Here is a 25608-nt window from a genome sequence, read left to right on the forward strand (position 1 = left end):
GAAGTGCACACCGCAATGGAACGTCTCTACGTTTTCATTGCGTTCGACCGGACGCCGAAACTCGCTTTTTCAGAGAGGCGACGGTCAAACACTTCTGTTACGAAACGCATGATCGTCTCCGCAGCTCCTCGCTGACATGGTCTCAGCCTGTAATTTTGCCTGGCGCTTCAAGGACCGCCACGGTCTCACTCCATACGAATTCATTTGCCGACAATGGGAAAAGGAACCATCACGGTTCAAACAAAACCCGTGACTAAATACTTATAAAAATAAGCCGCCCTGGGAGGAAACGGCTTATTTACGGGACACTATCTATGCGTCAGCAAGAGAGTTCAGGGCGTGGTTTCAGGGCGCTGCCCGATGGCAAATGATACCACCGTGTCTGCCGTGCCGATATACCAGGACGGGATCAGCGATCCACATCCCGGAAAGGTGAGATTTTGTGTCGATCAAATGATGCTCGCACCATTTCCGAAATCCACATTCCACACCACACCTTCGGCATCCGTGACGGTCGAGGCGCCTGTCGTTGCCGTCGTAAAATCAGGCCCGTAAGCTGGCGATCCATTGCCGTTCCGAGCAAACGCTCTGAAAATCCTGCCGCCAATCATGCCAGCCGCAATAACGGGATACGATCCGCTGGAAGCAGATGTTTGCAGGCCGCTGCCGGAGTAAGCCTGAGCATTACCAATAGCCTCCCACGTCAAGCCGTCAGTACTCTGGAAAAACTGAGCCGTAGCGTTTGCCACGACTGCCCCGTCATAAGCTGTGAAGCTGCCGCCTGACGCGTTGAGCACGCATCGGATGCCCCCCATGCTTCCTGTCGCGAGCGCGACCGGCGTGCCAGCCGTGCCAGTGAGAGCGAACAGGTTAAATTTAATGGCCGTCTTGTCGTAAATGTTGATCCCAGGCGTGCCGTCTGTCCCAAGCAGGAGACCAAAGGAGCAGTTCGCGGCCGCACTGTTCGTGTTGTTCGGATCGAAATCACCGAACAGGAACGTGTTTTTCGTGAACGCCGGGATAGCTGCCTTCGTATACCCCTTCAGATCGAGCCAGATTTCAGCATCAATGACGCCGTTCGTCAGGTCGATGCTTTTCTGCACCCACGCACCGCCGTCATTCGTTCCGACGGACAGATAATGAGCCGGGTCAGCGGGGAGGCTCGGTGTCGCGGACTGGTCAGCCGAATACGTGGTACCAACACCATTTGTCGCACCGACCTTCACGGATACAGCAGTCCCGTTGGTTAGTCCTGTGAGCGTGTAAGAACCAGCGGCCGTCAGCGTGGTAACCGGTGTGCTGGCGTCATTCACAATGATCGGATAAGCGGCAATCGGGGACCCGCCATTGTTCGCAGGCGACGTGACCGTAACGACGATCTGCGCATTGCCGGCGACAAGAGCGACTGTCGGTGCGCCCGGTGCGGTAGCCGAGGCCCCCGGTGTCGCGCTCTCTGCGGCGCACTGAGCACCTTCGCCGACAGCATTGGTCGCGCTGGCCGTGAAGTAAACGGCTGTCCCGTTCGGTTCGGGTGACTGAACGTAGGTCACGGCACTGGCACCGTTCGCCGCCATCGTTCCAACCTTAGACAAGGCTGTTGTGCTGGTGCCGGAATAGATCGTGAAGGACGTGACTGTGGACCCGCCATTGTTCGCAGGAGGAGTGATCTGTATTGTTACCTGCGCATCACCCGGCGTTAGCGCGATTGTCGGCACATCGGGGACAGCCTCTGCGATCGGGGTCACCGTCGCCGTTTCAGACTGTGTTCCGGAAGATCCATCGGCATCGATCGGGGTTGCCGCGACATAGTAAAGCGAACCGGCGGTCAGCCCCGTCGCAGCATAGATCACAGCACTCGAGCCATTTGTGGCAACATTGCCTATTTTAGCCATCGTGCTCACAGAGGCGCCGGCATAGATATCAAAAGACGCTGCAGTTGTTCCGGTTGGGGCCGGCGTGACGGTGATGTTTGCGCCATTAACGGTGGCAGCTACAGAGACGGTCGGGACACCAGCAGGAGGTGCCGTGACTTTCACAGAAATCTGTGCGGATGCAGGTCCATCGCCCCCCACGCTGAATGGTGTGAATGTCGCATAAATCGTCTGCCCGATCGACGTTCCAGGTGGCGTGAAACTCGTGACGTTTCCAGCCAGGACAGTCGACATCGACGTGTCGGTAGCGGATATGCCGGCAGTAACACGGATACCGGCAATATCGCACGTCGCGGTAGAGGGAAGCCCCCACGAGAATACAGGCAAGCCCCCACTCGATATTGCTGCCACATTCGTGAAAGCGCCGGGAACAGCAAGCGTTCCCGGAATGGCTACAACGTCTGCTGCAGACCATTCGATGGTGGAGAAATCATAGGGCTGCAGAGAGATCTGACGAGCCGTTCCGGTTATGCCATCACGTACGACACATGTGTCGGCAATGCCCTGATTGTTGAATAGTGCGACCACAATCGTGCCATCCGGCGTCAGGCCAGCGATATTCTGGATGCCAGCATAATTGATGCCGTAACCAGAATTCGTGCTCCGGATAATCTTCGTTCCGGGCGGGAATTTCGTTGCAATGTGCTTCAGATAGTAAAATTCTGCCGTTTCCGTAACAGCCAGTGTGCTGCGGTTAAAGTCAAGAACGCCGTGGAAACTATTACCTTCGGTCAGAGACGCCTGCCACGGGCCGCCGATATCGTCCAGAATCATGTTCCAGAGCGTCAGAGAACAGCCCCATGCGCGGACGTTTCCGATGAACATTTCCGGGATCATCATCTGGGCACGGAATGTCGCTGTGAACCGATAGTCGGCGCAATATTCAGTCATGTGCGCACGAACGGGCTGATTTGTATATCCGACAACAAGACCGAGCTGATCAGAAACGCTACCCTCATAATTGTGAAAGGCATAGTCCTGAACATATGCTGACGCTGATTGCAGCGTCTCGGCATAGCGGTTCGCACCGGTCAGATCGTCAGCATAGCCCCACGACACGTCCCCGCCCATGACCAGCGTCTCAAGTCCGGTTTCGAGAAGGGCCATTTTCAAAATGGGTGCAAATGTCGCAAGGTTCGCAGCGGACCAGTATGTTGAAGGCCACGCACCGGAACCAAAGTTGTTTTCGTTACCCATTGTGAGCGCCCACACAGGGACACCGTGCGCCGCGTATGCCTGCACGAATTTACACAGGTAAAGTGCATACGCGTTAAAAACCTGCGTGGTCGGATTGATCTGGCCAGCGTTCCAGCTCGGACCGGTGCCACCAGATCCCGGGCCTGAGTAGGCCTCTTTGCACATCAGCGGTGGAGTCCAGGCACTCCCGATGATTTTAACGTTGGGATTTACTTCGCAAATTTCGCGCAGGATAAGCAATTTGTATTGTTCGTCGTGCGGCATCGCAAACGTGCTGCACGTCCAGTCATCAGTCACGGAATCTGCAATATAAGGTGCCCAGTTAGTGGCGCGATAATCGCATGGTCCGATTTCGGTGCGGATAGTATTCATCCCGCCAGAACCCCAGATCATATCATAGAGCCTGAGACGATCTGCTTTGGCTGGAAAATACGTGAGCAGATTATACGCGACACTGTCGGTGATCGCGCAACCACAACCGATCCACTCCTGCACGACCGTGTGCGGATCGACGACAATCTCATTTGATCCGCCATTATTCACCGCAGGCGCAAACGCTCCGACAGGCCGCTTCGTAACAGGCGTTGAAAGTGCGAGGTCTGTCACGGTGAGAACCGGCTGGACAATATCACCAGGCGCAAGCGCTGACTTACTGGCAGCATTGATGACGGAAGTTACTGGTGTAACGGACATGTCTTAAAATCCACTTTTTGCAAAGATAGTTGTTCCACCATCATCAGTATAAAACGTGATGATTGTTGCCTGCCCGGATGTCGTTCCCACAGCAGGCATCCCGCCAACGTAAATAACGCCCGCAGTGACTACACCGCTACTGCTGACGACCTGAGCGGCAGGCAGTGCCACCGCATATCCCGTCGCCGCCTGCCGGATGATCAGCGTCACGCGCTGTTCCTGACCGGGCGTGCCGCCGGAGATCGAGAGTGTCAGCGCAGTGTTGGGGGTGACGTCAAATGTCGATGAGCCGGAAGCGGGAAAGACCAACGCATAAAGTGCGCCCGGTGCTGCCGTCATCGTGACGGGAACCGTGGTCGAGCCAGCCGATCCCCCGGTTCCGGTCAAGGCGGCAGACGCCAGTGCCGCCCCGATAGTTGTCCTGACCCCGGAAACCTCAACCGGATTTCCGGTAAGATCTGACGAGGAGGTCAGTACATCCGATGGCAATACCGCACTGCTGCTTCCAGCCGAAACAACGCTTTCAATCCCATTATCATCAATACTTATAATAAAGTTTGATACAATCAGACACCCGGATCTGGTTATCCCGATAGTTTGCTCTGGTACAACGAGCGATGACGTATCGTGAATAAGCAGCGATGTATCGTTCTCTGGCACACTATATGCACCCGACGTTCCTGCAGCCCTGAAATATTCAACCGGCCAGTAAATAACCGCAGTGTCATCACCGGAGGCATTCTGAAACAGGCCCAGCGCATAGCAGTCCGACCATGGCGCAGATGGAGCCGGGAACAGAACAGGGACTTCTGACCGCGTTTCATGCCCTCCGCCCAGCGCACTGAACTGAACCGGAACACGGAAGTATCCCTCAGTATTTATTTCTGTTTTTTCAGAATCGAGAAGTCCGATATATCCGCTAAAAAACACTCTTTCTATCCACAAATATTGCGTATAGAGCTGATTTAGCAGTCCTCACCGTAAAACATCCTCGTAGATTTCTGAATCCGGGACGTCCTGTGTTTCATCAAAGCACACACAAACCAGCCTGTGCCCAATATTCCGGAGCCACGCCAGGCCCTGCGTGTCCGACATGCCGGAACGGCTACAGCGAGTCATTCTCGTCATCGTGTCACTTAGAATTTACCTGAACCGCAATGCTTCACATTCCGGTGCCTGCCAGCCTTTCAGCGCAAGATCACACATGGCACTCCGTCAGCAGATACTCCGTATTATCTATACTCGGGGTGAATCAGCGCTCGCTCCTTGTCGCTTCCCGGGCCAGCCCCGATTCTCTGGACAAATAATATGCGCTTACCAATCCTGTGATTCTTACAATGTAAAAATGAAGTGCTGAAAGGCTACCCGCGATTCATACCGCTGTCTGATGGCACCTGGGCGTTCCCTGCCCGGAAGAGGCAACTTACAACCTGCCAGAACCGCCTCAGACAGTCATCTGACTCAAATGACTGCCAGATCACATTGAAACAATACCGGGGAACATAAAGCTGGCTAACCTTGTCCCGATAGTGACAGCAGAGCTTCCCGAAGGCTAAACCTGCCGGGGGTTACCATTTTACCCCGGAACAATCTTACATTTTCTGCTATTATGGCGGACCCGAAAGGATTCGAACCTTCGACCTTCGCCTTCGGAGGGCGACGCTCTATCCAGCTGAGCTACGGGTCCAGTGTGAGTGTTCCTACCGCAGTCGGAGTGTGGTTGCCAAGAGTGGTTTTGGCAGGACGCGAAAAAACCGGCACAGCCTGCTCATTGAGCCGGGAGAGCATCCATCCGGGATGGCAGCAGGAAAAAGGGTTCCGCGCTCGTGGGTCCACTGGTTGCAGGATTTGCCGCGTGCAGACTTGCCCAGGTAGCAGCAGAAAGATCGCCACCGGAAGGCAGGAGCATGTCCGGATCGGTGAACCATGAAAGAATATCATTCACAACGCGACCATGCGCTTTGTCACGCAGCAGGAGGTGGTGCCCACCGGGAATGACATCGCGCCGCACGGTCTTCGGGAAACGGCGCCAGGTCAGAGCCATGACGTCCGCCGGAACAAGCTGGTCACGGTCGCCGTAGATAATGAGTGTCGGTCCATGCAAATTTTGTGCGCTGTGAGCGGCCGTTGACATCAGACCGACAAGACCACGCAGAGCGATCAGCTTTGTTGAGTGCAAAGTGAGAGGGTCGAAATAGAGCCGACGGAGAGCGGCGATATTATCGCTCGCGGTGATATGCACGGGTAATTCACGCCCTGTTACCCGACCATTCGGAGCAATAGCGGCGAGAAGGCGCACAGGGATGTCAGCACCGGCACCGAGATTCCAGGTTGCAGGCGCAAGGAGAATCGTTCCGGCAATCTTCGGCAGACCGGATCTGAGTTCAGAAGAGCGGGACATGGTCAGCATTGCGATCGCACCGCCCATACTTTCCCCCATGAGATAGAGCCGTGTGTCCGGGTGCTGCCGTGCGATAAAAGTAAGCTCTTCGACCGTATCCGCCACCATGCGCGCGACGCCGGGCCACCCACCCCTGTCTGGGGCTGCACCAAAACCCCGCTGATCCGGAGCCCATATCGTGAACCCTCGTGCGGCAAGAGCGGGAGCCGTCGTCTCCCAGGCATCGCGACTGTCGTTGAAACCATGAAGAGCAAGAATAATGCCGTGCTGCGGAGCGGTTGCGCGCCAGATTCGGAAGGGAATTCGTGCACCGTCAGAGAGAATAAGCGTTCGGTCTGGCGGGACCAGACGAGCATCCGCGATATAGCGCGCCGGAACATGGATGACAGATTCGCTGGCGCACGCTGCGAGGAAAAGGGGAATTATCAGAGAGATCAGATGGCGAAGCGTCTTCCGAAAAGACCAGAAGCACTTAGCGTGATCCCATTTTCGGAAAGTTATCCGGATGACGGACACAATGGCGTGGGGATGGTTTGAACTCACGGCGTTCCTGCGTATCATCCCGGGCATTATGGGCCAACAGGCCCGGGCGTTCAGAATCAGGATTTTTCTCATGCTCATCCAGCCGATGAACACGACCCCAAAACCTCGTCTGGGTCACGTTGAAACGGTGATCGTGCAAACGCACAAAATCTTCTGCGACGGGGGGCTGGGCGCACTTGGGCATCCGCGCGTGTGGTTAAAGATCGGCGGGCATCAGACATTTTGTCCTTATTGTTCGCGGCTGTTCGTGCTTGATCCGAATGCTGAGCCTGATACGACGCACTGAGGTCGGCAGAACACCCTGAGCGGAAGAACGAAGACCGGGAACGATTGTCCTGCTGCCTGCGGACAGAGCCCACATTATGTGCCGCACGAAATCAGAATGACCTGCAGGGCGCAATTTTCCATGCTCTGTGCTATCTGAGATGCTCGTGACGGGTGGGGTGCAGTCCACCCGTCAGCCCCAAATTTCAGGTTCGGGGTTTTTGCCGTTCGCTTTTCGTTTTATCCGGTATCCATATCGGATCGGGCGATGGTGCCGGACCGGGCTTCAGCTTTAAGGCGACTCATTCATGGCCGACGCGAGCGCGCCTCACCTTGTTCTGGTGGATGGCAGCGGATTTATTTTCCGGGCGTTTCACGCTCTGCCACCAATGTCTAATCCGGACGGGGTTCCGGTTAATGCGGTGTTCGGGTTCTGCAACATGCTGACACGGCTGATGCGGGAGCATGTCGGAACACATCTCGCCGTTGTGTTTGATGCAGGCCGGGTAACATTTCGCAATCAAATCTACCCGCAATACAAGGCTCACCGACCGGATATTCCTGAGGATCTGATTCCTCAGTTTGGACTGATCCGGGAAGCAACAGCGGCGTTTGGGGTACCGGGAATTGAACTGGAAGGCTTCGAGGCCGATGACCTTATCGCAAGCTATGCGCTATCGGTAGCTCAAGCAGGCGGACAGTGCACGATCGTCTCTTCCGACAAGGATCTGATGCAACTGCTCGGCCCTCATGTAGATATGATGGATCCGATCAGACAAAGGTCCATCGGGCCGGCTGAAGTCGAGATAAAATTCGGGGTCGGACCAGACAGAGTGATCGACGTTCAGGCACTGATGGGGGACCCGACGGATAATGTGCCGGGAATTCCGGGAATTGGCCCGAAAACCGCATCTGCGCTTGTTAATGAATTTGGGTCTCTGGAAGCTGTTCTGAACGCGGCTCCGGAGATGAAAAAATCTAAACGTCGGGATTCGCTGATTGAGCACGCTGAAGCGGCACGCATTTCCCTGAAGCTGGTTACATTAAAAACCGATATTCCCCTTCCTGTGCCGGTCGCCGAACTGGCCGTGGACGACCCGGATGTCGTCGTGCTGGGGGACTGGCTGGACCGGATGGGGTTCCGTTCGATAAGGCATCGCTTCGGACTTGGCGATGGCTCGCCGCTGACTCAGGCAACGGCCCGGGCTTCGATGCGCGCGGCGGCGACTGCCATCGCACCCACCGCATCAGCAGCAGAACCGGAAAAGGCGCCATATGGCCCTTATGAAACGGTGACCGACCTGACAACGCTGGCAACATGGATCGAAGCAGCGGAACAGGCCGGAGTCTGTGCAGTTGATACGGAAACGGATGGTCTTGATCCTCTGCGGGCACGAATGGTGGGGCTCTCTCTGGCAGTAGCGCCTGGACGAGCCTGTTACGTGCCACTCCTGCATGAAGGAACGCTGGAAGCTCAGGTCGGGGCACAGATCGAAGTGAAGGCCGCCATCGCCGCGCTCACGCCACTATTCGCCGATTCATGCGTGCTGAAAGTGTTTCAGAACGCGAAGTTCGACCTGCTGGTTTTCCGTCATGCAGGACTTGAGACCATTACGCCAATCGATGACACGATGCTGATTTCCTACGCGCAGTCGGCGGGTCTGCACGGACAAGGCATGGACGAGTTGTCGAAACTGCATCTGGGCCATGTCCCCATCACCTATGACGATGTGACGGGCAAGGGGCGAAACCGGATACCGTTCCGGCAGGTCTCTCTGGACCGGGCTACAGCCTATGCCGCCGAAGATGCGGATGTGACTCTCCGTCTGTGGCAGGTGCTGCAACCGCAGCTTCGGGTCAACGAATGCCTGGCACTCTATGAGGAAATGGAGCGTCCGCTTATCGCGGTTCTGGCCAATATGGAGCAGGTCGGGATCAAGGTTGACGCGACTGAATTGCGACGGCTGTCTGAAAATTTCTCTGGACGAATGACAGTCATTGAAGCGCAGATCCACGATCTTGCCGGACGGAGCTTCAATGTTGGCTCCCCCAAGCAACTGGGTGAAATCCTTTTTGACGAGATGGGTCTGAAGGGAGGCAAGCGCGGTAAAACCGGAGCGTGGAGTACAGATTCATCGGTATTACAGGAACTGGCAGATCAGGGAACTGAACTGGCAGAGCGGATTCTTGCCTGGCGGCAACTGGCGAAGCTGAAAAGCACCTACACAGATGCTCTGGTTGCACAGATGGATCCGGCAACCGGACGAGTCCATACCTCGTTCCAGATGGCGATTACCACGACAGGGCGGCTATCTTCCAACGAGCCTAATTTACAGAATATTCCGGTGCGCACGGAAGAAGGGGCACAGATCCGCCGGAGTTTTGTGGCACCGGAAGGCAAGGTTCTGCTTTCGGCTGACTATTCACAGATTGAGTTGCGCCTTCTGGCAAGCGTGGCTGATGTGTCGGCACTGCGTGAGGCTTTTGAGATGGGACAGGACATTCACGCGCGGACGGCTTCTGATGTATTCGGAGTGCCACTGGAAGGAATGGACCCGCTGACGCGCCGCCGGGCCAAGGCGATCAATTTCGGGATCATTTATGGAATCTCGGCATTTGGGCTGGGCAAGCAACTCGGAATTCCGGCGGGGGAGGCCAGGGCTTATATCGATGCCTATTTCGCACGCTATCCTGGAATCCGGGATTATATGGATGCTCGCCGGCTCGAAGCCAAAGAGCACGGCTATGTGGTGACACCTTTGGGCCGGCGTTGCTACGTGCCCGGGATTACAGCGAAGAACGCTGCGCAAAGGAACTATGCCGAGCGGCAGGCAATCAACGCACCTTTGCAGGGTGGTGCTGCGGATATCATCAAACGGGCGATGGTCCGGCTGCCGCGTGTTCTGGCGGAGGCAGGGTTGCCCGCTGTGATGCTGTTGCAGGTGCATGATGAATTGCTGTTTGAAGTAGAAAAGCAGGCGGCTGAGGAGACGGCTCTGGTGGTAAAGCGGATTATGGAGGAAGCAGCATCTCTGGTGGTGCCGCTTGTGGTTGAAACGGGCATCGGCGCCAACTGGGCGGAGGCACATTGATGGCGCAGGATAACCGGTCCGGGAAAATGCGTACGGAAGTCAGACGCTGGAACCGGAAAGTGGTGACGGTCGTCGGAACAACTGTGTTTGTTGCTGCTGTCATGACTTACGTGGGCTACCGGATCTCGGACGCCATGGGGCCGATGGTAAACTCTGAAGGCAATGAAGTCGGCGGGCGCTTCCGTCTGATGGATTCGTCTGATGGCACAATGACTGACATGACATTCCGCGGACGCTGGATGCTGGTCATGTTTGGCGCAGTTCACTCTGTTGATGACAGCAGCACGAAGATGCTGACACAACTGAGTCAGGCTCTCAGCGTCGTTGACCCGGCGGGACACAGAGTGGCGCCGGTTTTTGTCAGCCTTGATCCACAACGGGATCAGTCCGAACAGCTAAGGCAATATTCATTAAAATTTCCGGCAAAAATTATAGCCGGAACCGGTGCTCCTGCCACACTCAACGCCGTGACAAAAGAATACCACGCTACGATCGAGAAACGTCCTGATCAGGAGTGGGATTACGCCTATATGACGTCACCACAGATCGTAATCATGAATCCTGATGGACTCTATGCCGGGATGATGCCTTCTTCCGCGAGCGCAGCAGAGATGCAGGCGAGGCTGCAACCTCTTCTGGCACGCCACTGATATGATTTTGCGGGCCGCGTTACTGGCAGGTGTCATTTTCAGTATAACTCTGACACCAGTCCTGGCGGCCTCTGATGATGCTGTGGCACGGGCCGGGATTCCGGCAGGCCCTCATGTGGGGGGCACACTGCGTCTGACAGCACAGAGTTCGGGAGGAACGCTTGATCCGCAGATCAGTTATCTGCATCCGAATTATCAGATTGAAGCTGTTGTCTATGACGGACTGACCACATTTGCAAAAACGCCTGGCAGCCTCGACCGCCAGGCAGTTCCTGATCTCGCCGATTCACTTCCTGTTCCGGAAGATGGTGGCCTGACCTACAGATTTCATCTGCGTTCAGATATTCGCTTCTCAAATGGAAAATTACTGACGCCTGATGATGTCGTCGCTTCGATGCGGCGGCTTTTTAAAGTCAACAGCCCGACGGCCGGCCCGTATTACAGCCATATCGTTGGAGGCGCTGCATGCCTGCATGATCCGGAACATTGTACACTGACTGGTGGTGTGGAAGCTGACGACAGATCGGGGACAGTAATCTTTCATCTGACACATCCTGACTCTGAGTTTTTTGACCGACTGGCTTTTCTGCACGCGGCAATCGTTCCCGCAGACACACCCGCCCAAGATACCGGGAATTCTGCGCCCCCCGGGACGGGACCGTATTATATCATCTCTTATGATCCGAATTCGGCAATGGAGCTCAGACGGAATCCATGGTTCCATGAATGGAATCATGAAGCGCAACCGGCTGGCTATCCTGACGCGATTCATTATGCATATGGGCTGGACCCTGAAGCAGAAGTCACAGCCATTGAAAACGGTCAGTTTGACTGGATGGCAGAAAATGCTCCGCTGGACCGACTGGCAGAGATCGGTGGACGATTTGCGGGTCAGGTGCGGATCATTGATTTTCTGAATCTGTATTACGCAGCACTGAATGTGAATATTCCACCATTCAACGACCTGCGTGTCCGGCGTGCTTTTAATTATGCCGTGAATCGCAAGGCACTCGTGATCCATAACGGGGGCCCGACGGTTGCCATCCCTTCGTGCCAGATGCTGCCCTCAGGAGCACCGGGTTTCGAACCGGGCTGCGCCTATACACGAGGCGCAGCGCCGGAAAATCCGGCTCCGACCTGGAGCGCGCCCGATATGGCTCTTGCAAGACGGCTGGTCGAAGAGAGCGGGACGAAGGGACAGCATGTAACCATAATTTCACCCGCACAGCCAAACTATGTGGCCCAGGCGAACGAATTGCGAAGCACACTCGCGGAGATGGGATATGTGGTTTCCGTACGGGTCATTACGCAGGCCGTTCAGTTCAGCTATATCCAGAACAGTGACCATCGGGTCCAGGTGGGGCTGACAGGATGGAATGCGGACTATCCCGCCGCGTCGACTTATCTGCAGGCCCTGTTTTCCTGTGCAACATTCACGCCACACTCAGATAACTCGATCAACATCTCCGGTTTCTGTGACCATAAACTTGATGCGCTGATGGATCACGCGGCCCTTGTGTCCATAACGGATCCAAAAGCAGGGAATGCGCTGTGGGCAGAAGCATCACGTGCGCTTATGGCGCAGGCACCGGCCGTGCCACTTGATCAGGTTCGCTGGGTCACACTGCTGTCGTCACGCGTCCATGGTGATTTTGTCACACCCATTTACGAAGTGGCTTTTTCTCAGTTTCAGCTCCGTTGAGGTTGCTGGCACAAGCATCCACGAAAGCCGGAGAAAGAGATCGCCGGACTTTTCAACGACTCAACAACGCTTTAGGCAGCGCAGATGACAGACTCCGTCAAAGCTTCGACGGCCGCACAAAAATGCCGTGCTACGCAATACGTCCCCGCTGTTTCGGCTATTGCTCCCCCGTCTTTGTATATCCAGCCTGAATGATGCATCTGTTGCGCTGCATGATGGTCTCGGATGGTCGATTTTCTGTTACGATGTTGTATCTTCCTGGAGTGAGAATGGTCCTGTCTGAACGAGGGTCACGCTGATGGTGGCACAATCAGTCCCCTTCCCCGCCCCGGTTGCAGCACCTGCTGGTCCCTGGCGCGCCGCCGGTCGTGTACTTATCGGCAATCGTTCCGCCATGACAGCACTGATGGTCCTGCTTCTCATGGCATTCTCATGCGTCATGGCGCCCTTTTATGCACAGGACATCGCGCATACTGATCCATTCACGTCCAATGTGGCCGGATCACTCACTCTGAATGGTCATGATGTCGACATCATGCAACCCAATGACAATCCGCTTCATCTGGGACTCAGTCCGGTGGGACCGACCTGGCATGCCTCGGCATATCTGCTCGGAGCGGACAGTCAGGGTCGCGATGTCGCGGCACGTCTGCTGTATGGCGGACGTAATTCTCTGATGATCTCATTTTCGGCGGCACTGCTTTGTATCGCAATGGCGGCAACGGTGGGTGTTCTCGCCGGCTTTTTTGGCGGTATCATCGATATTATCCTTTCTCGCCTGATGGATATCATGTGGGCGGTCCCGGTCTATCTGTTCGCGATTTCGCTCTCGATCGTGACCATCAGTCAGGGTCTGAAGATCGGTCCATTTACGATCGAAAGTGATAATCTTCTGATTCCTGTCGTAATTATTGCTCTGGTCTATGTGCCATATGCGGCACGACCGATCCGCGGACGGGTCATGGCATTGCGAAACGCGGAATTCGTGACGGCAGCAAAGAGTCTGGGTGTACCACGCTGGCGGATCCTTCTGCTTGATATCCTGCCGAATGTTTCGACCACGCTGGTGGTTCTGGCGCCGTTACTGACGGCGCTCGCGCTTCTTGCTGAGTCGGCCCTGTCTTTTCTTTCCATTGGTGTCCAGGCCCCGGCTGCATCGTGGGGCACGATCATCCAGGATGGTGAAGGACTGATTTACACCCGGCCGATGGTTGCTATAGCGCCCGGACTTGCAATTGTGATCGTGGTGCTGGCCCTTAATATCCTTGGCGACGGCCTCCGGGACGCACTGGACGTGCGCGAAACCAGCCGGAAGGGAACGTGATGATTGCTGCGCTTTTCAGACGGCTCGGCCAGACGCTGTTCGTCCTGTTCGGCATTTCCGTGCTGGTGTTTCTCGTGTTTTTTGCCACACCTGGCGCAGACCCGACATCGCGTATTGCCGGGAAGAATGCGTCTCCCGAAACGATGGCGAGAGTCCGGCACGAATATGGTTTCGATCGTCCCTTACCCGTTCAGTATGCAACAATGATGAAAAAGCTCTTCATCACACGGGATCTGGCGTCCTATGTGGATCGTGGTGAACTCGTTGTGCCGGAGATCGTGCAGGCTGCCCCGGTAACGCTTTCTCTGGCAACCGGTGGTGCTGTGATCTGGGTCGTTATGTCAGTGGTAATGGGCACGACTGCTGCCGCATTTCGGGGGACATTGATCGATCGGGGACTGATGATTCTTGGCCTGATCGGGATTTCCATTCCGGTTTTCTGGCTCGGACAGGTTGCAAATCTGATCACGCAGGCCCGATATCATGATACCTGGCTGTTTTCGTGGGTTCCCGGGCTTGGTTATATTCCGTTTTCAGAGAGTCCGCTGGGCTGGTTTCGGGCGCTGATTATTCCCTGGATTGTTCTTGCCGTGCTGTTCATCGGTATTTATGGCCGGGTGCTGCGAGCAGATCTGATAGCGGTTTCCGGTGAAGACTTTATGCGCACGGCCCGCGCGAAAGGGCTGTCCCCGGCGCGCGTGCTGCTTGTGCATGGACTGCGGACCTCCATGATCACGTTCGTCTCTTTATTTGGGCTCGATTTTGCACAACTGATTGGTGGTGGCGCCTTACTGACGGAAGTTGTGTTCGGGCTGCAGGGTGTAGGGCGGCTAACCTACCAGGCTCTGTCAAATCTCGACCTGCCGCTCATCATGGCAAGTGTGATGTATTCGGCGGTGTTTGTGGTGCTCGCGAATGCAGTTGTTGATATGGTCTATGTCTTTCTTGATCCGAGGGTCCGTGATGCGCGCTGAGGCTCCACTTCTGGAGGTGCATGACCTCTCTGTCAGTTTTCGGTCCCGCGGACGCTACATTCCAATTGTCGAGAAAGTCTCATTCTCTGTCGGTTCCCGTGAAATTCTGGGAATTGTCGGAGAGTCAGGATCAGGCAAGAGTGTAACGGCCATGGCAATCATGGGACTGATCGACGCGCCGGACGTGAAAATCACCGGGTCCGCACGATTTCGCGGACAGGAACTGGTCGGCCTTCCGCAGAAAGCCTTTCGTCATCTGCGTGGACGTGACATCGCGATGATCTTTCAGGATCCGATGACAGCGTTTACCCCGGTCTACACGATCGGATGGCAGATTGACGAGCAGATCCGTGCTCATGAAGCGCTTTCAAAAACCGGTGCACGTGCCCGCACGGTACAATTACTCGGTGACATGGGGGTACCGGATCCTGAGCGAACAGCGAACCGATACCCTCATCAACTTTCAGGCGGGCTGCGGCAGCGGGCGATGATTGCAATGGCACTGTCCTGCAATCCCGTAATGCTGATTGCCGACGAACCAACGACAGCGCTGGATGTAACAGTGCAGGCACAAATTCTCGATCTTCTCCGCAATCTTCGACATAATTACGGATCGTCTGTTTTGCTGATCACACATGACATGGGCGTGGTGGCGGAAACATGTGACAATGTCATGGTCCTGTATTCCGGTCGGGTGGCGGAACGTGGTCCGGGCGAAGCAATTTTCGCGCAACCGGCACATCCTTATACGGCGGCATTGCTGGACTCCATTCCCCCGCTGACCGGACCACGTCCCGCGCGGCTACCGTCAATCGCGGGGTCCCCCCCTGCCCCACTCGAACGTCCGTCCGGTTGCGCGTTCGCCCCACGCTGTCATTACGCGCATGAAAGCTGCGTCATGCTGCCACCATTGATTTCTTACGGCTCTCAGGATGTCGCCTGTGTGCTGCCAGTTGAAGGTCGGCCGTTGCCACCTCGTGTTGTGGCAGACGTAGCATGAGTACGCCGCTGCTACGGGCTATAGATCTGTGCAAGGAATACAGGCTGCCACGCGGTCAGACATTGCGGGCACTGGACAATGTTTCGCTGGAGGTGATGCCAGGAGAGGTGCTCGGACTTGTTGGTGAGTCCGGTTGTGGCAAATCAACACTGGGACGATGTCTGCTACGTCTGACGGACCTTTCCTCGGGAGCGATCATTTTTGACGGGCAGGAGATCTCGTCACTTGGTGAACGTGCGATGCGGCCGCTACGGCGACAGATACAAATGGTATTTCAGGATTCTTACGCTTCCCTGAATCCGCGTCGACGGATCGGGGATCTGATTGCGGAGCCCCTGCGTGTACATCCTGATGAAAACGGTCAAAAACGCAGCAGGGCGGCAATTGATGCGCGGCTGGCCGAACTCATGGAACTGGTCAGTCTGCCCGCTTCCGCTCTTGCCCGTTATCCGCATGAATTTTCCGGCGGCCAGCGACAGCGGATCAATATTGCCAGGGCTCTGGCATTATCGCCGCAGCTGGTAGTGGCGGATGAGCCTGTCTCGGCGCTGGACGTCTCGGTTCAGGCTCAGATTGTTAATCTGTTTACGGATTTACGGGAGCGGCTGGGGCTGACTTATGTCTTCATCGCCCATGATCTGGCGGTGGTGAGGCAGATTTCGACACGCGTGGCTGTGATGTATCTTGGGGCGATTGTCGAACTGGGGGAAACCGATGCTGTATTGCATAAACCGGCACACCCCTACACAGCGGCTCTGATCGCCGCTGTACCGGAGCCTGTTATCCGCCATGGAACCTCACTTACGCTTTTAAGAGGTGATATACCCAGCCCGATATCACCACCTTCGGGATGCCGGTTTCATACACGATGTCCGAAAGCAGAAGCCCGATGCTCAGCTGAGGCTCCGGAATTGCGACCACTACAGAACGATCATGCGGCAGCATGCCATTTTCCACTTATGGATAGTCTCTGACGGCCTGTTGGAGTGGGTTTTCATGTGGGATCCGGATGTTTGATCCTGTGCTTTGATAGCGTGGATTTAGCGATCACGACTTTAATGATCTGATCCGTACATCCAATCGTACCGCTTGTCAGTGGATGATGGGGTTTCATGCGATGTATGATGCCGATGTCAGCGCAGGCTCATTTTCGTAACTGCCTTCGGGCTACCTCGATAACGCAGTGCCAGAATCAGCAACTGCCCGGTTAATCCAGCCGGAGCTTCGGTGCAATAAGATTTTCAGAAAGCTTTGTCCGCTCAAAATCCTGAATAACGTCAGCCAGTGTGCGCTGATCCATAACCGCCATGAACGCCGCAAGCGCTTCGTTCAGCACTCCTTTGAGATGACAATCTGGCATAAGCCGGCACAGAGCGCAGAGGGGCGTTTCATCCGAAAGCTGCATGCAACTGACCAGCGCCATATCCTCCTCAGTGGACCGAACAACATCCCCCAGACGTATCTGATCGGGAGCGCGTGCAAGGCGAAGCCCCCCTTTACGACCCCGCGTGGTTTTCACGAATCCTGCCAATCCAAGGCGATGAATGATTTTGACGAGATGGTTTTCCGAGATGTCATAGGCGTGTGCAATCTCGCGGATCGAACACAAACGATCCGGCACAGTGCCAAGATAGACAAGGCTCCGCAGAGCATAATCAGTATGGAGAGTCAGGCGCATAGGAGAACAATATGCTGTGAGGCGTATGTATGTCAGAAAAATTTAAAGGTATATTATATTTCTATATTTAAAAAATGAGGTGGTTTCCTGTGTTCAGACAGGCATTGAGCCTGAATAAGCTTAGGGTGAAGATTATGTGTTTCAGGCCGCCAGTGTGACCGGTGCCGGCATAATGCCATCGCCTGTCAGGTGTTCTGCCGTTCAATGCCGAATGAAGCCTCCTTGCATTGTAATAGCCGATCCATGTGGTCAACCCCGTTCGCAGTTCCGAGCCGTTCGAATGCATGCCGACAGGCGCACTCATATTTCAGGGGGCACCATAGCCGTTCGATGAAGACGCTGTTCATCCGACGGCCGCGACCGCCCATGAAGAGGCGTATCTCGTGGTCCTGCAACACATGTGTAAACCGGGCCGATGTGAACTGGCCTCCCCGATCCACGTTGAAAATCTTCGGCTTTGTGTGCCATCCCGGTGCCCCCTCCAGCGTTTCGATTCGAAATTCGACGTCCATGGCGCTGGACAGCCGCCAGGCCAGCACTGCCAGCACTCTGTGTGAGAACGATCCATGACGGCCACAAGGCAGAGAAAGCCGTAGCGCATCGAAATACCGGTGATATCGGTACACCAGATCTGCCGGGGCCCGATCGACTGTCAGGTCACGCAGGAGACAGGACCAGATCCGATGACCAGGGGCGGCACCGTCGTATGCGCCGTTTCCTTCCCGTCGCTTACTATCGTCTGGTGAATGCCGTGCTTCGCCGACAGTTGTGCCGTCGTCGTTCCTCACGCAAGGCCTCAAGCGCCATGCCGGCCTTGAAATCAGGGGAACATCGCTTCCGTTTGCCTGTCATCGGGATCGTCCTTCGTCAGAGGCCCCCAGGCTAACCTCCTGCCCGAATTCCGGGACCACCTCACCATTGAAGTCAGGATCCCCCCGGTCGCAGTCTGGCAGCGAGGCACATTATATTACAAATATATTTTGTATAATTTTCCCAGATTTGTCAGACTTGCTGTAGTTGCCTCCACACCTTATTGTGGATTTTCTATTATCACTATAATAAATTGTGATATCCTGCGCCAGGACTCCGGGTCATGCCTTTGCATTCGCCGATAACTGTTTCCCGCCGTGTTCTGCTTGGCGGCACGCTGGCTTGTGCCGGACTTGCGGCATTCGGGCATCAGCGGCGTGCCAGGGCGGCATCAGGATTGCTGAACGTTTCCTACGATCCTACGCGGGAATTATACCATGAAATTAATCCGGCCTTTTCCGAAGACCGGGGACGGGTCCAGGGCCATGACGCCATCATTGTGCGGACTTCCAATGGTGGCTCGGGTGCACAGGCACGCTCTGTCCTGGAAGGGGCCCCGGCAGATGTAGTGACACTTGGACTGGCACGCGACATCGATATGCTGGCACAACACGGGCTGCTTGCGGCCGACTGGCAAAAACGACTGCCTCACAATTCCACACCCTTTACGAGCACGATCGTGTTCCTTGTCCGGAAAGGAAATCCTAAAGCCATTCTGAACTGGCCGGACCTCGTGCGACCCGGAATTCAGGTGGTGACACCTAACCCCAAAACATCCGGGGGAGCACGATGGAACTATCTGGCAGCATGGGGGTGGGCACTGCGACAACCCGGAGGAAACGAGACTGCGGCTCGATTATATCTGAAAGCCCTGTTTTCGCACGTTCCTGTACTCGACGCCGGCGCCCGGGGGGCGACAAACAGTTTTGTGCAACGTGGTATGGGAGACGTTCTGATCGCCTGGGAAAATGAAGCTCTGCTCGCGGCGAAAGACCTCGGGCCAGATAACTTCGATGTGGTGGTACCTAAACTGACTATCCTGGCTGAACCCCCGGTAGCGCTGGTTGACCGGAACATTCACATTCATGGCACTGAAGCTGCCGCGCAGGCTTACCTGAATTTTCTTTATTCGCGGCAGGCTCAGAAGATCGGAGCATCACATTACTTTCGGCCTGTGGATCCCACTGTCGCCGTTGAAAACACGGAGAGGTTTCCGGCGGTAGCAACATTCGATATTTCGAGCCTCGGCGGCTGGAAATCCGTGCAGAAGACGCATTTCGCAGCGGGCGGCATTTTTGATCAGATTTATAGTGCCGATAACTAAGATGAAACACGCGCATAACACGACACGAGCCCGCGCAATCGATCCTCTGCCGGGTTTTCGCTTCGCTCTGGTTTCCACCCTGCTCTGGGTCGGCCTGATTGTTGCTCTGCCCCTCACGGCGCTGGTCATGCGTCCCTGGCAGGAAGGGATCGGGGCTATGACGGCGGCTCTGCAGGATTCGCGAATGTTTGCGGCACTGCGGGTCAGTTTTGTTTCGGCATTTCTGGCGGCATTGATCGATGTCCCCCTGGGGGTCATTCTGGCATGGACGCTGGTACGAGCGCGGCTGCCCGGACGGCGCGTCGCAGATGCACTGATCGATTTACCTTTTGCCATTCCCACAGCTGTAACCGGCATTACACTGGCGACTCTTTACGGTCCTCAAGGCTGGCTTGGAGCCCCCCTCGCCCGTCTGGGAATCAGTATTGCTTACACAGCCACCGGGATCGTGGTGGCACTGATGTTTGTCGGGCTGCCATTCATCGTCCGTAGCGTAGAACCGGTGCTGAGAGATCTGCCGCCAGACCTGGAGGAGGCGGCGGGTCTTCTGGGGGCACGTCCATGGCAGATTGTAACTCGCGTTGTGCTGCCGGCGCTGCTGCCTGCGACCGTAACCGGGTTCGGGCTTGCCTTCGCACGCGGCATCGGTGAGTACGGTTCTGTCATCTTTATTGCTGGCAATCAGCCCTTTCGTAGTGAAATCGCACCGCTGCTCATCGTCGTGCGGTTACAGGAATTCGACTATCCAGGAGCAACATCAATCGCATTCGTGCTGCTGGTGGTATCTTCATTGTGTCTCGCAGGAGTGGCATGGCTGCGACGGCGGGTAGCGCGTGGTCTGATCACGGGAGCTGCAGCATGACCGCTCCCGTTCTGAACAAAAAAAATCTCAACATATCGCGCTGGGTTCTGATCATAACAACCTATATAATCGTGGGTATTATGCTGGTTCTTCCGCCGGTTCTGGTGATCATTGAGGCCTTGCGGGACGGACCTTACGCGGCATTTGCCAGCATGACTGACCCGGACGCACTGGCGGCAATCAGACTCACGCTGGTGATGACTGTGGCATCAGTTGCAATTAACAGCACTTTCGGTGTTCTGGCAGCGTGGCTTATTGCGAAATACCGTTTTCCAATGCGTGGCATTCTGCTGATGCTGATCGAACTGCCAATCAGTATTTCTCCGGTCGTAGCAGGTCTGGTCTGGCTGCTGCTGTTCGGTACACAGGGCTGGTGGGGCGAAGCGCTGAACCGGATGAACATTCATATCGCGTTTGCGCCCGCTGGCATTTTGCTGGCCACCCTGTTCGTCACATTTCCTTATGTGACGCGTACATTGCTACCGCTCATGGAGCAGCAGGGTCGCGATGCAGAAGACGCGGCGATGCTGCTGGGCGCCTCATTCTGGCAGATTCTGTGGCACGTCACACTGCCGGAAGCACGATGGGCATTGTTATCCGGTGTGCTGCTGACCACAGCACGAGCCATGGGCGAATTTGGAGCTGTATCGGTGGTCTCGGGGCATATCCCGGGACTGACCGAGACGATGCCGCTGCATATTGAGACTCTTTACAACGGCTATCAATCGGTGGCGGCCTTCAGTATGGCCACCCTGCTGGCCATTATGGCCATGGCAACTGTCAGTCTGCGGTCAGTGTTCGAAAGCAGAGCACATAATGTTGCAACCGGGGAGCATGACGCATGAGCGTACGGATCGAAACTCTGGTACGCCGCGCACCCGGCCCCGAAAGTAAAGTCCTGCTCGATGGTGTATCACTTGATGTCCCGGATGGCGGTTTTGTTGCTCTGGTCGGACCGTCGGGCGCAGGCAAGACGACGTTGTTGAGATCTGTTGCCGGACTGGATGCACCGGAGTCCGGTCATGTAGTGATTGACGGGCGCGCCGTTGAGGGTCTGGCGCCGCGTGAGCGCAATGTCGGGTTCGTCTTTCAGAATTACGCGCTGTTCCGTCACATGACGGTCGCAAAAAACATTGCTTTCGGACTTGATGTGCTGCCGCGCGGGCAGCGACCATCAAAGGCAGACATCACCGCGCGGGTAGCAGAGCTGCTGACCCTGATCCAGTTGCCGGATCTCGGACAAGCTTATCCTGAACGCCTTTCCGGTGGTCAGCGACAACGGGTGGCTCTTGCGCGTGCTCTGGCGACGAGGCCTGGTCTCCTTCTGCTGGACGAACCATTTGGTGCGCTCGATCCCGTGGTGCGACGGACCGTGAGGGCCTGGATACGGGCGCTGCATGACCAGCTGAAGCTGACAACGATTCTGGTGACACACGACCAGGAAGAGGCGCTGGACGTAGCCGATCGGGTTGTTGTGATGCAGGATGGAAGGATCGTTCAGGATGCTGATCCGCAGACACTGGAAGAAGAGCCTGCGACGCCGTTTGTCATGGAATTTCTGGGAGAGTCGCTGCGCTTTGAAGGACAGATTTCCTCAGGACAGTTTGTGCCAAACCAGGCGCATGTCGGGGCGTTTGATGTGCAGAGTCTGTCTGATGGACCAGCAGTAGCGATGATTCGGCCGCATGAGGTGCGTCTCCATGCTATGAGGGAAGATGGCGCGGCTGTTCGGCAGATTGGTGTGCGATATGGTCTTATCAGACTGTCCGTTAATTTAGGCGTCCGGACTGTCGAGATTTTGCAACCTGAACCGACAGCGTCGACTTTTTACGATTGTGGAGTGCAGCTTGATATCCAGGAAGCACGACTTTTTCGTGACGGGAAACTGGCACGGGCAGCGCAAGAAGCTGAAACTGGTCAGCAGCATGAAATGGTATCTGCAATTTAACATTCACAAAACGTGATTTGAGTGTTTCGGGTTGTAATTACGGGACTACGATCGTAATTGGATGGCGACACAGCTGCTTAGAGGATTTTTTTCGACGTGGTGGACATCAGAAGCAACAGACGCGATGCCGATGGCCAGAGTGTCATCACTGCAAACCGGCTGCTTGACGGAATTGTCGTCTGGCGTGCAGCCGATGGAACATGGTGTGAACTGATTTCCGACGCCACACAGATCCCTAATGGTGAAGTCGAAAACCTTTTGAACATTGTAAAACCAGAAGCGCAGAATCAGGGTGTGCTGGGTGTTTATGGTGTGCAGGTGCGTGAAAATGATGTCGGGGAGATTGTTCCCGTGACAGCACGGGAACGTATCCGGGCATTCGGCCCATCCATCCATCCGGAATTCGCACCGCGCGATCATGCGGCAATGCATGACGTCGGGGAGAACCGCCATGTCTGCTGATACGATGGGTCGGGACGATGTCATGCCGGCAGACCGACAGGTCGGGCTTTACTCTTACGATCAGGTTGATCGTACGTTTTTGCGTGAACGAATTGAGCAATTTCGCGATCAGGTCGCACGCCGGGTATCAGGTGAACTGACCGAGGACGAATTCAAACCTTTGCGCCTGATGAACGGACTGTATCTGCAGCTTCATGCCTATATGCTACGTGTAGCAGTGCCTTACGGAACGCTGGCATCACGGCAGGTGAGGGCTCTCGCGAGGATCGCCCGCGAGTTCGATCGTGGCTACGGGCATTTTACCACACGTCAAAACATACAGTTCAACTGGATCAGACTGGAAGACACGCCGGCAGCACTGGAAGTGCTGGCGGAAGCGGACATGCATGCGATCCAGACCAGTGGCAACTGTATTCGCAATGTGACGTCCGATGAATTCGCGGGCGCCGCAGTTGATGAATTGCTGGACCCGCGTGTACACGCGGAAATTCTGCGACAATGGTCGACGCTACATCCGGAATTTACGTTTCTGCCTCGCAAATTCAAAATTGCGATTTCAGGCAGTCCGCAGGACCGTGTTGCAGCCCGCTTCCATGATATCGGACTGATTGCACGCCCGGGTCCGAACGGACGCCCGCTGTTCGAGGTATTTGTCGGCGGTGGGCTCGGGCGCACGCCGATCGTCGGCACACGACTGCGCGAGGACCTGCAGGAAGAGGATCTGGTTGCTTATCTGGAAGCGATCCTGCGTGTTTATAACGAATTCGGTCGTCGCGATAATATCTACAAGGCACGCATTAAAATTCTGGTTCAGGCGCTCGGGGCTAATGAATTTCGGCAACGTGTGGATGCGGAATTCGTTGCGATGGATCGGGCACGATACCGGCTGGAGCCCGCTCTTGTACAGGCAATCCGCGACCGGTTTGGCGTTCCGGCATTCAGACCTGAGGGCAATGCCCCTGCCCTTCTGGCGCAGGCACGGGAAAACAGAACTTTCGATGCCTGGGTCAGAACCAACACGCATCCTCATCGTGCTCCCGGCTATATTTCGGTCGTGGTGTCTCTGAAGCCGGATGGCGGCATTCCGGGCGACGCTACTGCAGACCAGCTGGATTTGCTGGCAGATCTGGCGGAACGGTTCAGTTTTGGTGAACTTCGTGTGACACATTTGCAGAATGTGGTGCTCGGACATGTCCGTCAGGAGCAGCTCTACGAGCTGTGGCAGGCTCTTTCCGGCGCAGGCCTTGGAACCGCAAATATCGGATTCATTACAGACATCGTGGCATGCCCGGGACTGGATTACTGTGCGCTGGCGAATGCACGGGCAATTCCGATTGCACAGAAGCTCAGTTCACGGTTTGCAGATCTGGAATTACAGCGTGAAATTGGTGCTTTAAGAATTAATATTTCCGGCTGCATCAATGCCTGTGGACACCACCATGCAGCTCATATCGGTATTCTCGGTGTCGATAAACGTGGAGAAGAAGCATTCCAGCTGACGTTGGGTGGCTCCGGCGAGGAAGATGCGTCGATCGGTCAGATTCTCGGACCGGCAATGAGCGAGGATGAGACTGTCGACGCAGTTGCGCGACTGGTTGATTTCTATCTGGTGCGGCGCGATAGCGGCGAGCGGTTTCTTGATGCCTATCGCCGGATTGGTACTGCTGCGTTCAAGGATGTTGTCTATGCCGCTGCTTGAGAATGGTCATCTGGTCGCTGACCGGTGGAATTATGCGACCAATGGTCAGCCATTGGGGACCGGGTCGGTCATCGTTCCGTTATCGCGTCTGAGTGAAGGGCTTGGACGTAGCATGGGCGATCTGGGCGTTGTGTTGCCTGTGGACGAGTCCATCTCGACATTACGTGACGCACTACCAAAACTCTCTGTTGTAGTCGTTATATTTCCTATTTTTCGTGATGGACGGGCTTTTAGTCAGGCTCGGGCTCTTCGGGAACATCTGCATTTTACAGGTGAGATCCGTGCGTCCGGACATGTTCTGCCAGATCAGTACGAGTTTCTTGTGCGCTGTGGTGTGACGACGGTCGAAGTCCCGGAGAACGCTGATGTTTCAGCGTGGGAACGGGCACTACATCAGTTTCGGGTGGCGATGCAGCCATCTGTGATGAACGAAACACCGACCGGTTTCGGGTTTCGACGATTTTTACCTGCCTGACAGTTTTTTCGACATGGCTGACACGCATAATTCATATCGGCCTCAGAAATACAGTTATATATCGGTTCAGCCTCTCTGCCTCGCGATCCGGGATATTATCAGTATCGACAGAAGGTCGTCCGTATCCGGAATTTTCTTTCTAATAGCGTAGAAATTCTAAAAACTATATTTATAGTATTATTTTAATAAATAATTTTTACCTATATAAAAATATATATTTTCTTTTAGTTTCTATAATAACGAATATAATAAATTAAATAACTCTTATCGTATTACAAAAATCGTAATGATGATTATTTTATACCTGCGTTTTATCTCAGAGCCCGATTCGAAAGTTTTTTAAGCTTGACAATGCCTTGCTGTCCGTCGTGTGAGCATGCGGATCGAGGCGATCAATGTCCATGCGGTTGAGGACGCAATGGATTGTTCCCAATCTTTGGCGAGCCGCCTGCACCGTCCCAGCCAGGCGAATGTCCGTTCAACCACCCAGCGGCGCGGCAGGATCTGAAAGCCTTTCACCGTATCGAACCGCCTGATGATTTCGACCGTCCATTTTCCCATGGAGGCGAGCGCGGATCG

The 25608-nt window shown here is 55.3% G+C and carries 20 protein-coding genes, 1 tRNA gene and 2 pseudogenes; 16 read left to right on the top strand and 7 right to left on the bottom strand.

The window, feature by feature from the left end; translation table 11 throughout:
• Positions 1-62: 62 nt before the first annotated feature.
• Positions 63-253 (top strand): annotated as a pseudogene (locus tag GOB85_RS03495) (IS481 family transposase); the annotation flags it as partial.
• Between the two features lie 196 nt (positions 254-449).
• On the opposite strand, the gene GOB85_RS03500 reads toward GOB85_RS03495, so the two are convergent.
• The 4 genes from GOB85_RS03500 to GOB85_RS03515 form a co-directional block, all read right to left on the bottom strand.
• Positions 450-3821 (bottom strand): hypothetical protein, encoded by a 3372-nt coding sequence (locus tag GOB85_RS03500; RefSeq protein ID WP_173576221.1) that lies wholly within the window; start codon positions 3819-3821, stop codon positions 450-452.
• Between the two features lie 3 nt (positions 3822-3824).
• On the bottom strand, positions 3825-4310 hold the full coding sequence (locus GOB85_RS03505) for a hypothetical protein (RefSeq protein WP_173576222.1): 486 nt from the start codon (positions 4308-4310) through the stop codon (positions 3825-3827).
• 1121 nt (positions 4311-5431) lie between these two features.
• Positions 5432-5508, bottom strand: a tRNA-Arg gene (locus GOB85_RS03510).
• Between the two features lie 81 nt (positions 5509-5589).
• Positions 5590-6765: an alpha/beta hydrolase gene (locus GOB85_RS03515; protein ID WP_338421640.1), complete on the bottom strand. Its 1176-nt coding sequence runs from the start codon at positions 6763-6765 to the stop codon at positions 5590-5592.
• A 70-nt stretch (positions 6766-6835) separates the two neighbouring features.
• Here GOB85_RS03515 and GOB85_RS03520 point away from each other — a divergent pair, with 70 nt between their 5' ends.
• The 8 genes from GOB85_RS03520 (at position 6836) to GOB85_RS03555 (ending at position 16745) form a co-directional block, all read left to right on the top strand.
• Positions 6836-7051 (top strand): zinc-finger domain-containing protein, encoded by a 216-nt coding sequence (locus GOB85_RS03520; protein WP_173576224.1) that lies wholly within the window; start codon positions 6836-6838, stop codon positions 7049-7051.
• Between the two features lie 286 nt (positions 7052-7337).
• Positions 7338-10121, top strand: coding sequence for a DNA polymerase I (gene polA, locus GOB85_RS03525; RefSeq protein ID WP_173576225.1), 2784 nt, complete (start codon positions 7338-7340; stop codon positions 10119-10121).
• Entirely contained in the window at positions 10121-10771 is a 651-nt protein-coding gene (locus tag GOB85_RS03530) for an SCO family protein (RefSeq protein WP_242011258.1), read from the top strand. The genes polA and GOB85_RS03530 overlap by 1 nt, the downstream gene beginning before the upstream one ends.
• Before the next feature lies 1 nt (position 10772).
• Entirely contained in the window at positions 10773-12473 is a 1701-nt protein-coding gene (locus GOB85_RS03535; RefSeq protein WP_173576226.1) for an ABC transporter substrate-binding protein, read from the top strand.
• Between the two features lie 298 nt (positions 12474-12771).
• Complete coding sequence (locus tag GOB85_RS03540) at positions 12772-13797, top strand: ABC transporter permease (RefSeq protein ID WP_173576227.1); 1026 nt, start codon at positions 12772-12774, stop codon at positions 13795-13797.
• Positions 13797-14771 carry an ABC transporter permease gene (locus GOB85_RS03545; protein WP_173576228.1) on the top strand — a complete coding sequence of 325 codons (975 nt, stop codon included), beginning with the start codon at positions 13797-13799 and terminating at the stop codon, positions 14769-14771. The genes GOB85_RS03540 and GOB85_RS03545 overlap by 1 nt, the downstream gene beginning before the upstream one ends.
• The gene (locus GOB85_RS03550; protein WP_173576229.1) at positions 14761-15771 is read left to right on the top strand and encodes an ABC transporter ATP-binding protein; all 1011 of its coding nucleotides are present in this window, start codon (positions 14761-14763) and stop codon (positions 15769-15771) included. The genes GOB85_RS03545 and GOB85_RS03550 overlap by 11 nt, the downstream gene beginning before the upstream one ends.
• Entirely contained in the window at positions 15768-16745 is a 978-nt protein-coding gene (locus GOB85_RS03555) for an ABC transporter ATP-binding protein (RefSeq protein ID WP_173576230.1), read from the top strand. Before GOB85_RS03550 ends, GOB85_RS03555 begins: the two co-directional genes overlap by 4 nt.
• Positions 16746-16978: 233 nt before the next feature.
• On the opposite strand, the gene GOB85_RS03560 is transcribed toward GOB85_RS03555, so the two are convergent.
• Positions 16979-17449 (bottom strand): RrF2 family transcriptional regulator, encoded by a 471-nt coding sequence (locus GOB85_RS03560; RefSeq protein ID WP_173576231.1) that lies wholly within the window; start codon positions 17447-17449, stop codon positions 16979-16981.
• 67 nt (positions 17450-17516) lie between these two features.
• A pseudogene (locus tag GOB85_RS03565) lies at positions 17517-18141 on the bottom strand (integrase core domain-containing protein); the annotation flags it as partial.
• Positions 18142-18542: 401 nt separating this feature from the next.
• Here GOB85_RS03565 and GOB85_RS03570 point away from each other — a divergent pair.
• From GOB85_RS03570 to GOB85_RS03600, 7 genes are all read left to right on the top strand, one after another.
• Positions 18543-19583: a sulfate ABC transporter substrate-binding protein gene (locus tag GOB85_RS03570; protein WP_173576232.1), complete on the top strand. Its 1041-nt coding sequence runs from the start codon at positions 18543-18545 to the stop codon at positions 19581-19583.
• A gap of 1 nt (position 19584) precedes the next feature.
• Positions 19585-20445: a sulfate ABC transporter permease subunit CysT gene (gene cysT / locus GOB85_RS03575; protein ID WP_173576233.1), complete on the top strand. Its 861-nt coding sequence runs from the start codon at positions 19585-19587 to the stop codon at positions 20443-20445.
• The gene (locus GOB85_RS03580; protein WP_173576234.1) at positions 20442-21290 is read left to right on the top strand and encodes a sulfate ABC transporter permease; all 849 of its coding nucleotides are present in this window, start codon (positions 20442-20444) and stop codon (positions 21288-21290) included. Before cysT ends, GOB85_RS03580 begins: the two co-directional genes overlap by 4 nt.
• Positions 21287-22393 carry a sulfate/molybdate ABC transporter ATP-binding protein gene (locus GOB85_RS03585; protein WP_173576235.1) on the top strand — a complete coding sequence of 369 codons (1107 nt, stop codon included), beginning with the start codon at positions 21287-21289 and terminating at the stop codon, positions 22391-22393. Before GOB85_RS03580 ends, GOB85_RS03585 begins: the two co-directional genes overlap by 4 nt.
• Before the next feature lie 96 nt (positions 22394-22489).
• Complete coding sequence (locus GOB85_RS03590) at positions 22490-22855, top strand: DUF2849 domain-containing protein (RefSeq protein ID WP_408737021.1); 366 nt, start codon at positions 22490-22492, stop codon at positions 22853-22855.
• On the top strand, positions 22845-24554 hold the full coding sequence (locus GOB85_RS03595) for a nitrite/sulfite reductase (protein ID WP_173576236.1): 1710 nt from the start codon (positions 22845-22847) through the stop codon (positions 24552-24554). The genes GOB85_RS03590 and GOB85_RS03595 overlap by 11 nt, the downstream gene beginning before the upstream one ends.
• Complete coding sequence (locus tag GOB85_RS03600; RefSeq protein WP_173576237.1) at positions 24541-25029, top strand: DUF934 domain-containing protein; 489 nt, start codon at positions 24541-24543, stop codon at positions 25027-25029. The genes GOB85_RS03595 and GOB85_RS03600 overlap by 14 nt, the downstream gene beginning before the upstream one ends.
• A 339-nt stretch (positions 25030-25368) precedes the next feature.
• Here the strand turns inward: GOB85_RS03600 and GOB85_RS03605 are convergent.
• Positions 25369-25608 (bottom strand): transposase (locus GOB85_RS03605; protein WP_173576238.1); only part of this gene is annotated, 240 nt, incomplete at its 5' end.

This window comes from Acetobacter fallax (assembly GCF_011516735.1).
In the GTDB taxonomy this organism is placed as follows: domain Bacteria; phylum Pseudomonadota; class Alphaproteobacteria; order Acetobacterales; family Acetobacteraceae; genus Acetobacter; species Acetobacter fallax.

Bases quoted from the DNA above. Each gene is read 5' to 3' on its own strand.
- GOB85_RS03535 (WP_173576226.1), top strand. From the start codon at position 10,773: ATGATTTTGCGGGCCGCGTTACTGGCAGGTGTCATTTTCAGTATAACT.
- GOB85_RS03600 (WP_173576237.1), top strand. From the start codon at position 24,541: ATGCCGCTGCTTGAGAATGGTCATCTGGTCGCTGACCGGTGGAATTAT.
- GOB85_RS03585 (WP_173576235.1), top strand. From the start codon at position 21,287: ATGAGCGTACGGATCGAAACTCTGGTACGCCGCGCACCCGGCCCCGAA.
- cysT (WP_173576233.1), top strand. From the start codon at position 19,585: ATGAAACACGCGCATAACACGACACGAGCCCGCGCAATCGATCCTCTG.
- GOB85_RS03550 (WP_173576229.1), top strand. From the start codon at position 14,761: ATGCGCGCTGAGGCTCCACTTCTGGAGGTGCATGACCTCTCTGTCAGT.
- GOB85_RS03530 (WP_242011258.1), top strand. From the start codon at position 10,121: ATGGCGCAGGATAACCGGTCCGGGAAAATGCGTACGGAAGTCAGACGC.
- GOB85_RS03540 (WP_173576227.1), top strand. From the start codon at position 12,772: ATGGTGGCACAATCAGTCCCCTTCCCCGCCCCGGTTGCAGCACCTGCT.
- GOB85_RS03500 (WP_173576221.1), bottom strand. From the start codon at position 3,821: ATGTCCGTTACACCAGTAACTTCCGTCATCAATGCTGCCAGTAAGTCA.
- polA (WP_173576225.1), top strand. From the start codon at position 7,338: ATGGCCGACGCGAGCGCGCCTCACCTTGTTCTGGTGGATGGCAGCGGA.
- GOB85_RS03570 (WP_173576232.1), top strand. From the start codon at position 18,543: ATGCCTTTGCATTCGCCGATAACTGTTTCCCGCCGTGTTCTGCTTGGC.
- GOB85_RS03555 (WP_173576230.1), top strand. From the start codon at position 15,768: ATGAGTACGCCGCTGCTACGGGCTATAGATCTGTGCAAGGAATACAGG.
- GOB85_RS03520 (WP_173576224.1), top strand. From the start codon at position 6,836: ATGCTCATCCAGCCGATGAACACGACCCCAAAACCTCGTCTGGGTCAC.
- GOB85_RS03595 (WP_173576236.1), top strand. From the start codon at position 22,845: ATGTCTGCTGATACGATGGGTCGGGACGATGTCATGCCGGCAGACCGA.
- GOB85_RS03545 (WP_173576228.1), top strand. From the start codon at position 13,797: ATGATTGCTGCGCTTTTCAGACGGCTCGGCCAGACGCTGTTCGTCCTG.
- GOB85_RS03560 (WP_173576231.1), bottom strand. From the start codon at position 17,449: ATGCGCCTGACTCTCCATACTGATTATGCTCTGCGGAGCCTTGTCTAT.
- GOB85_RS03580 (WP_173576234.1), top strand. From the start codon at position 20,442: ATGACCGCTCCCGTTCTGAACAAAAAAAATCTCAACATATCGCGCTGG.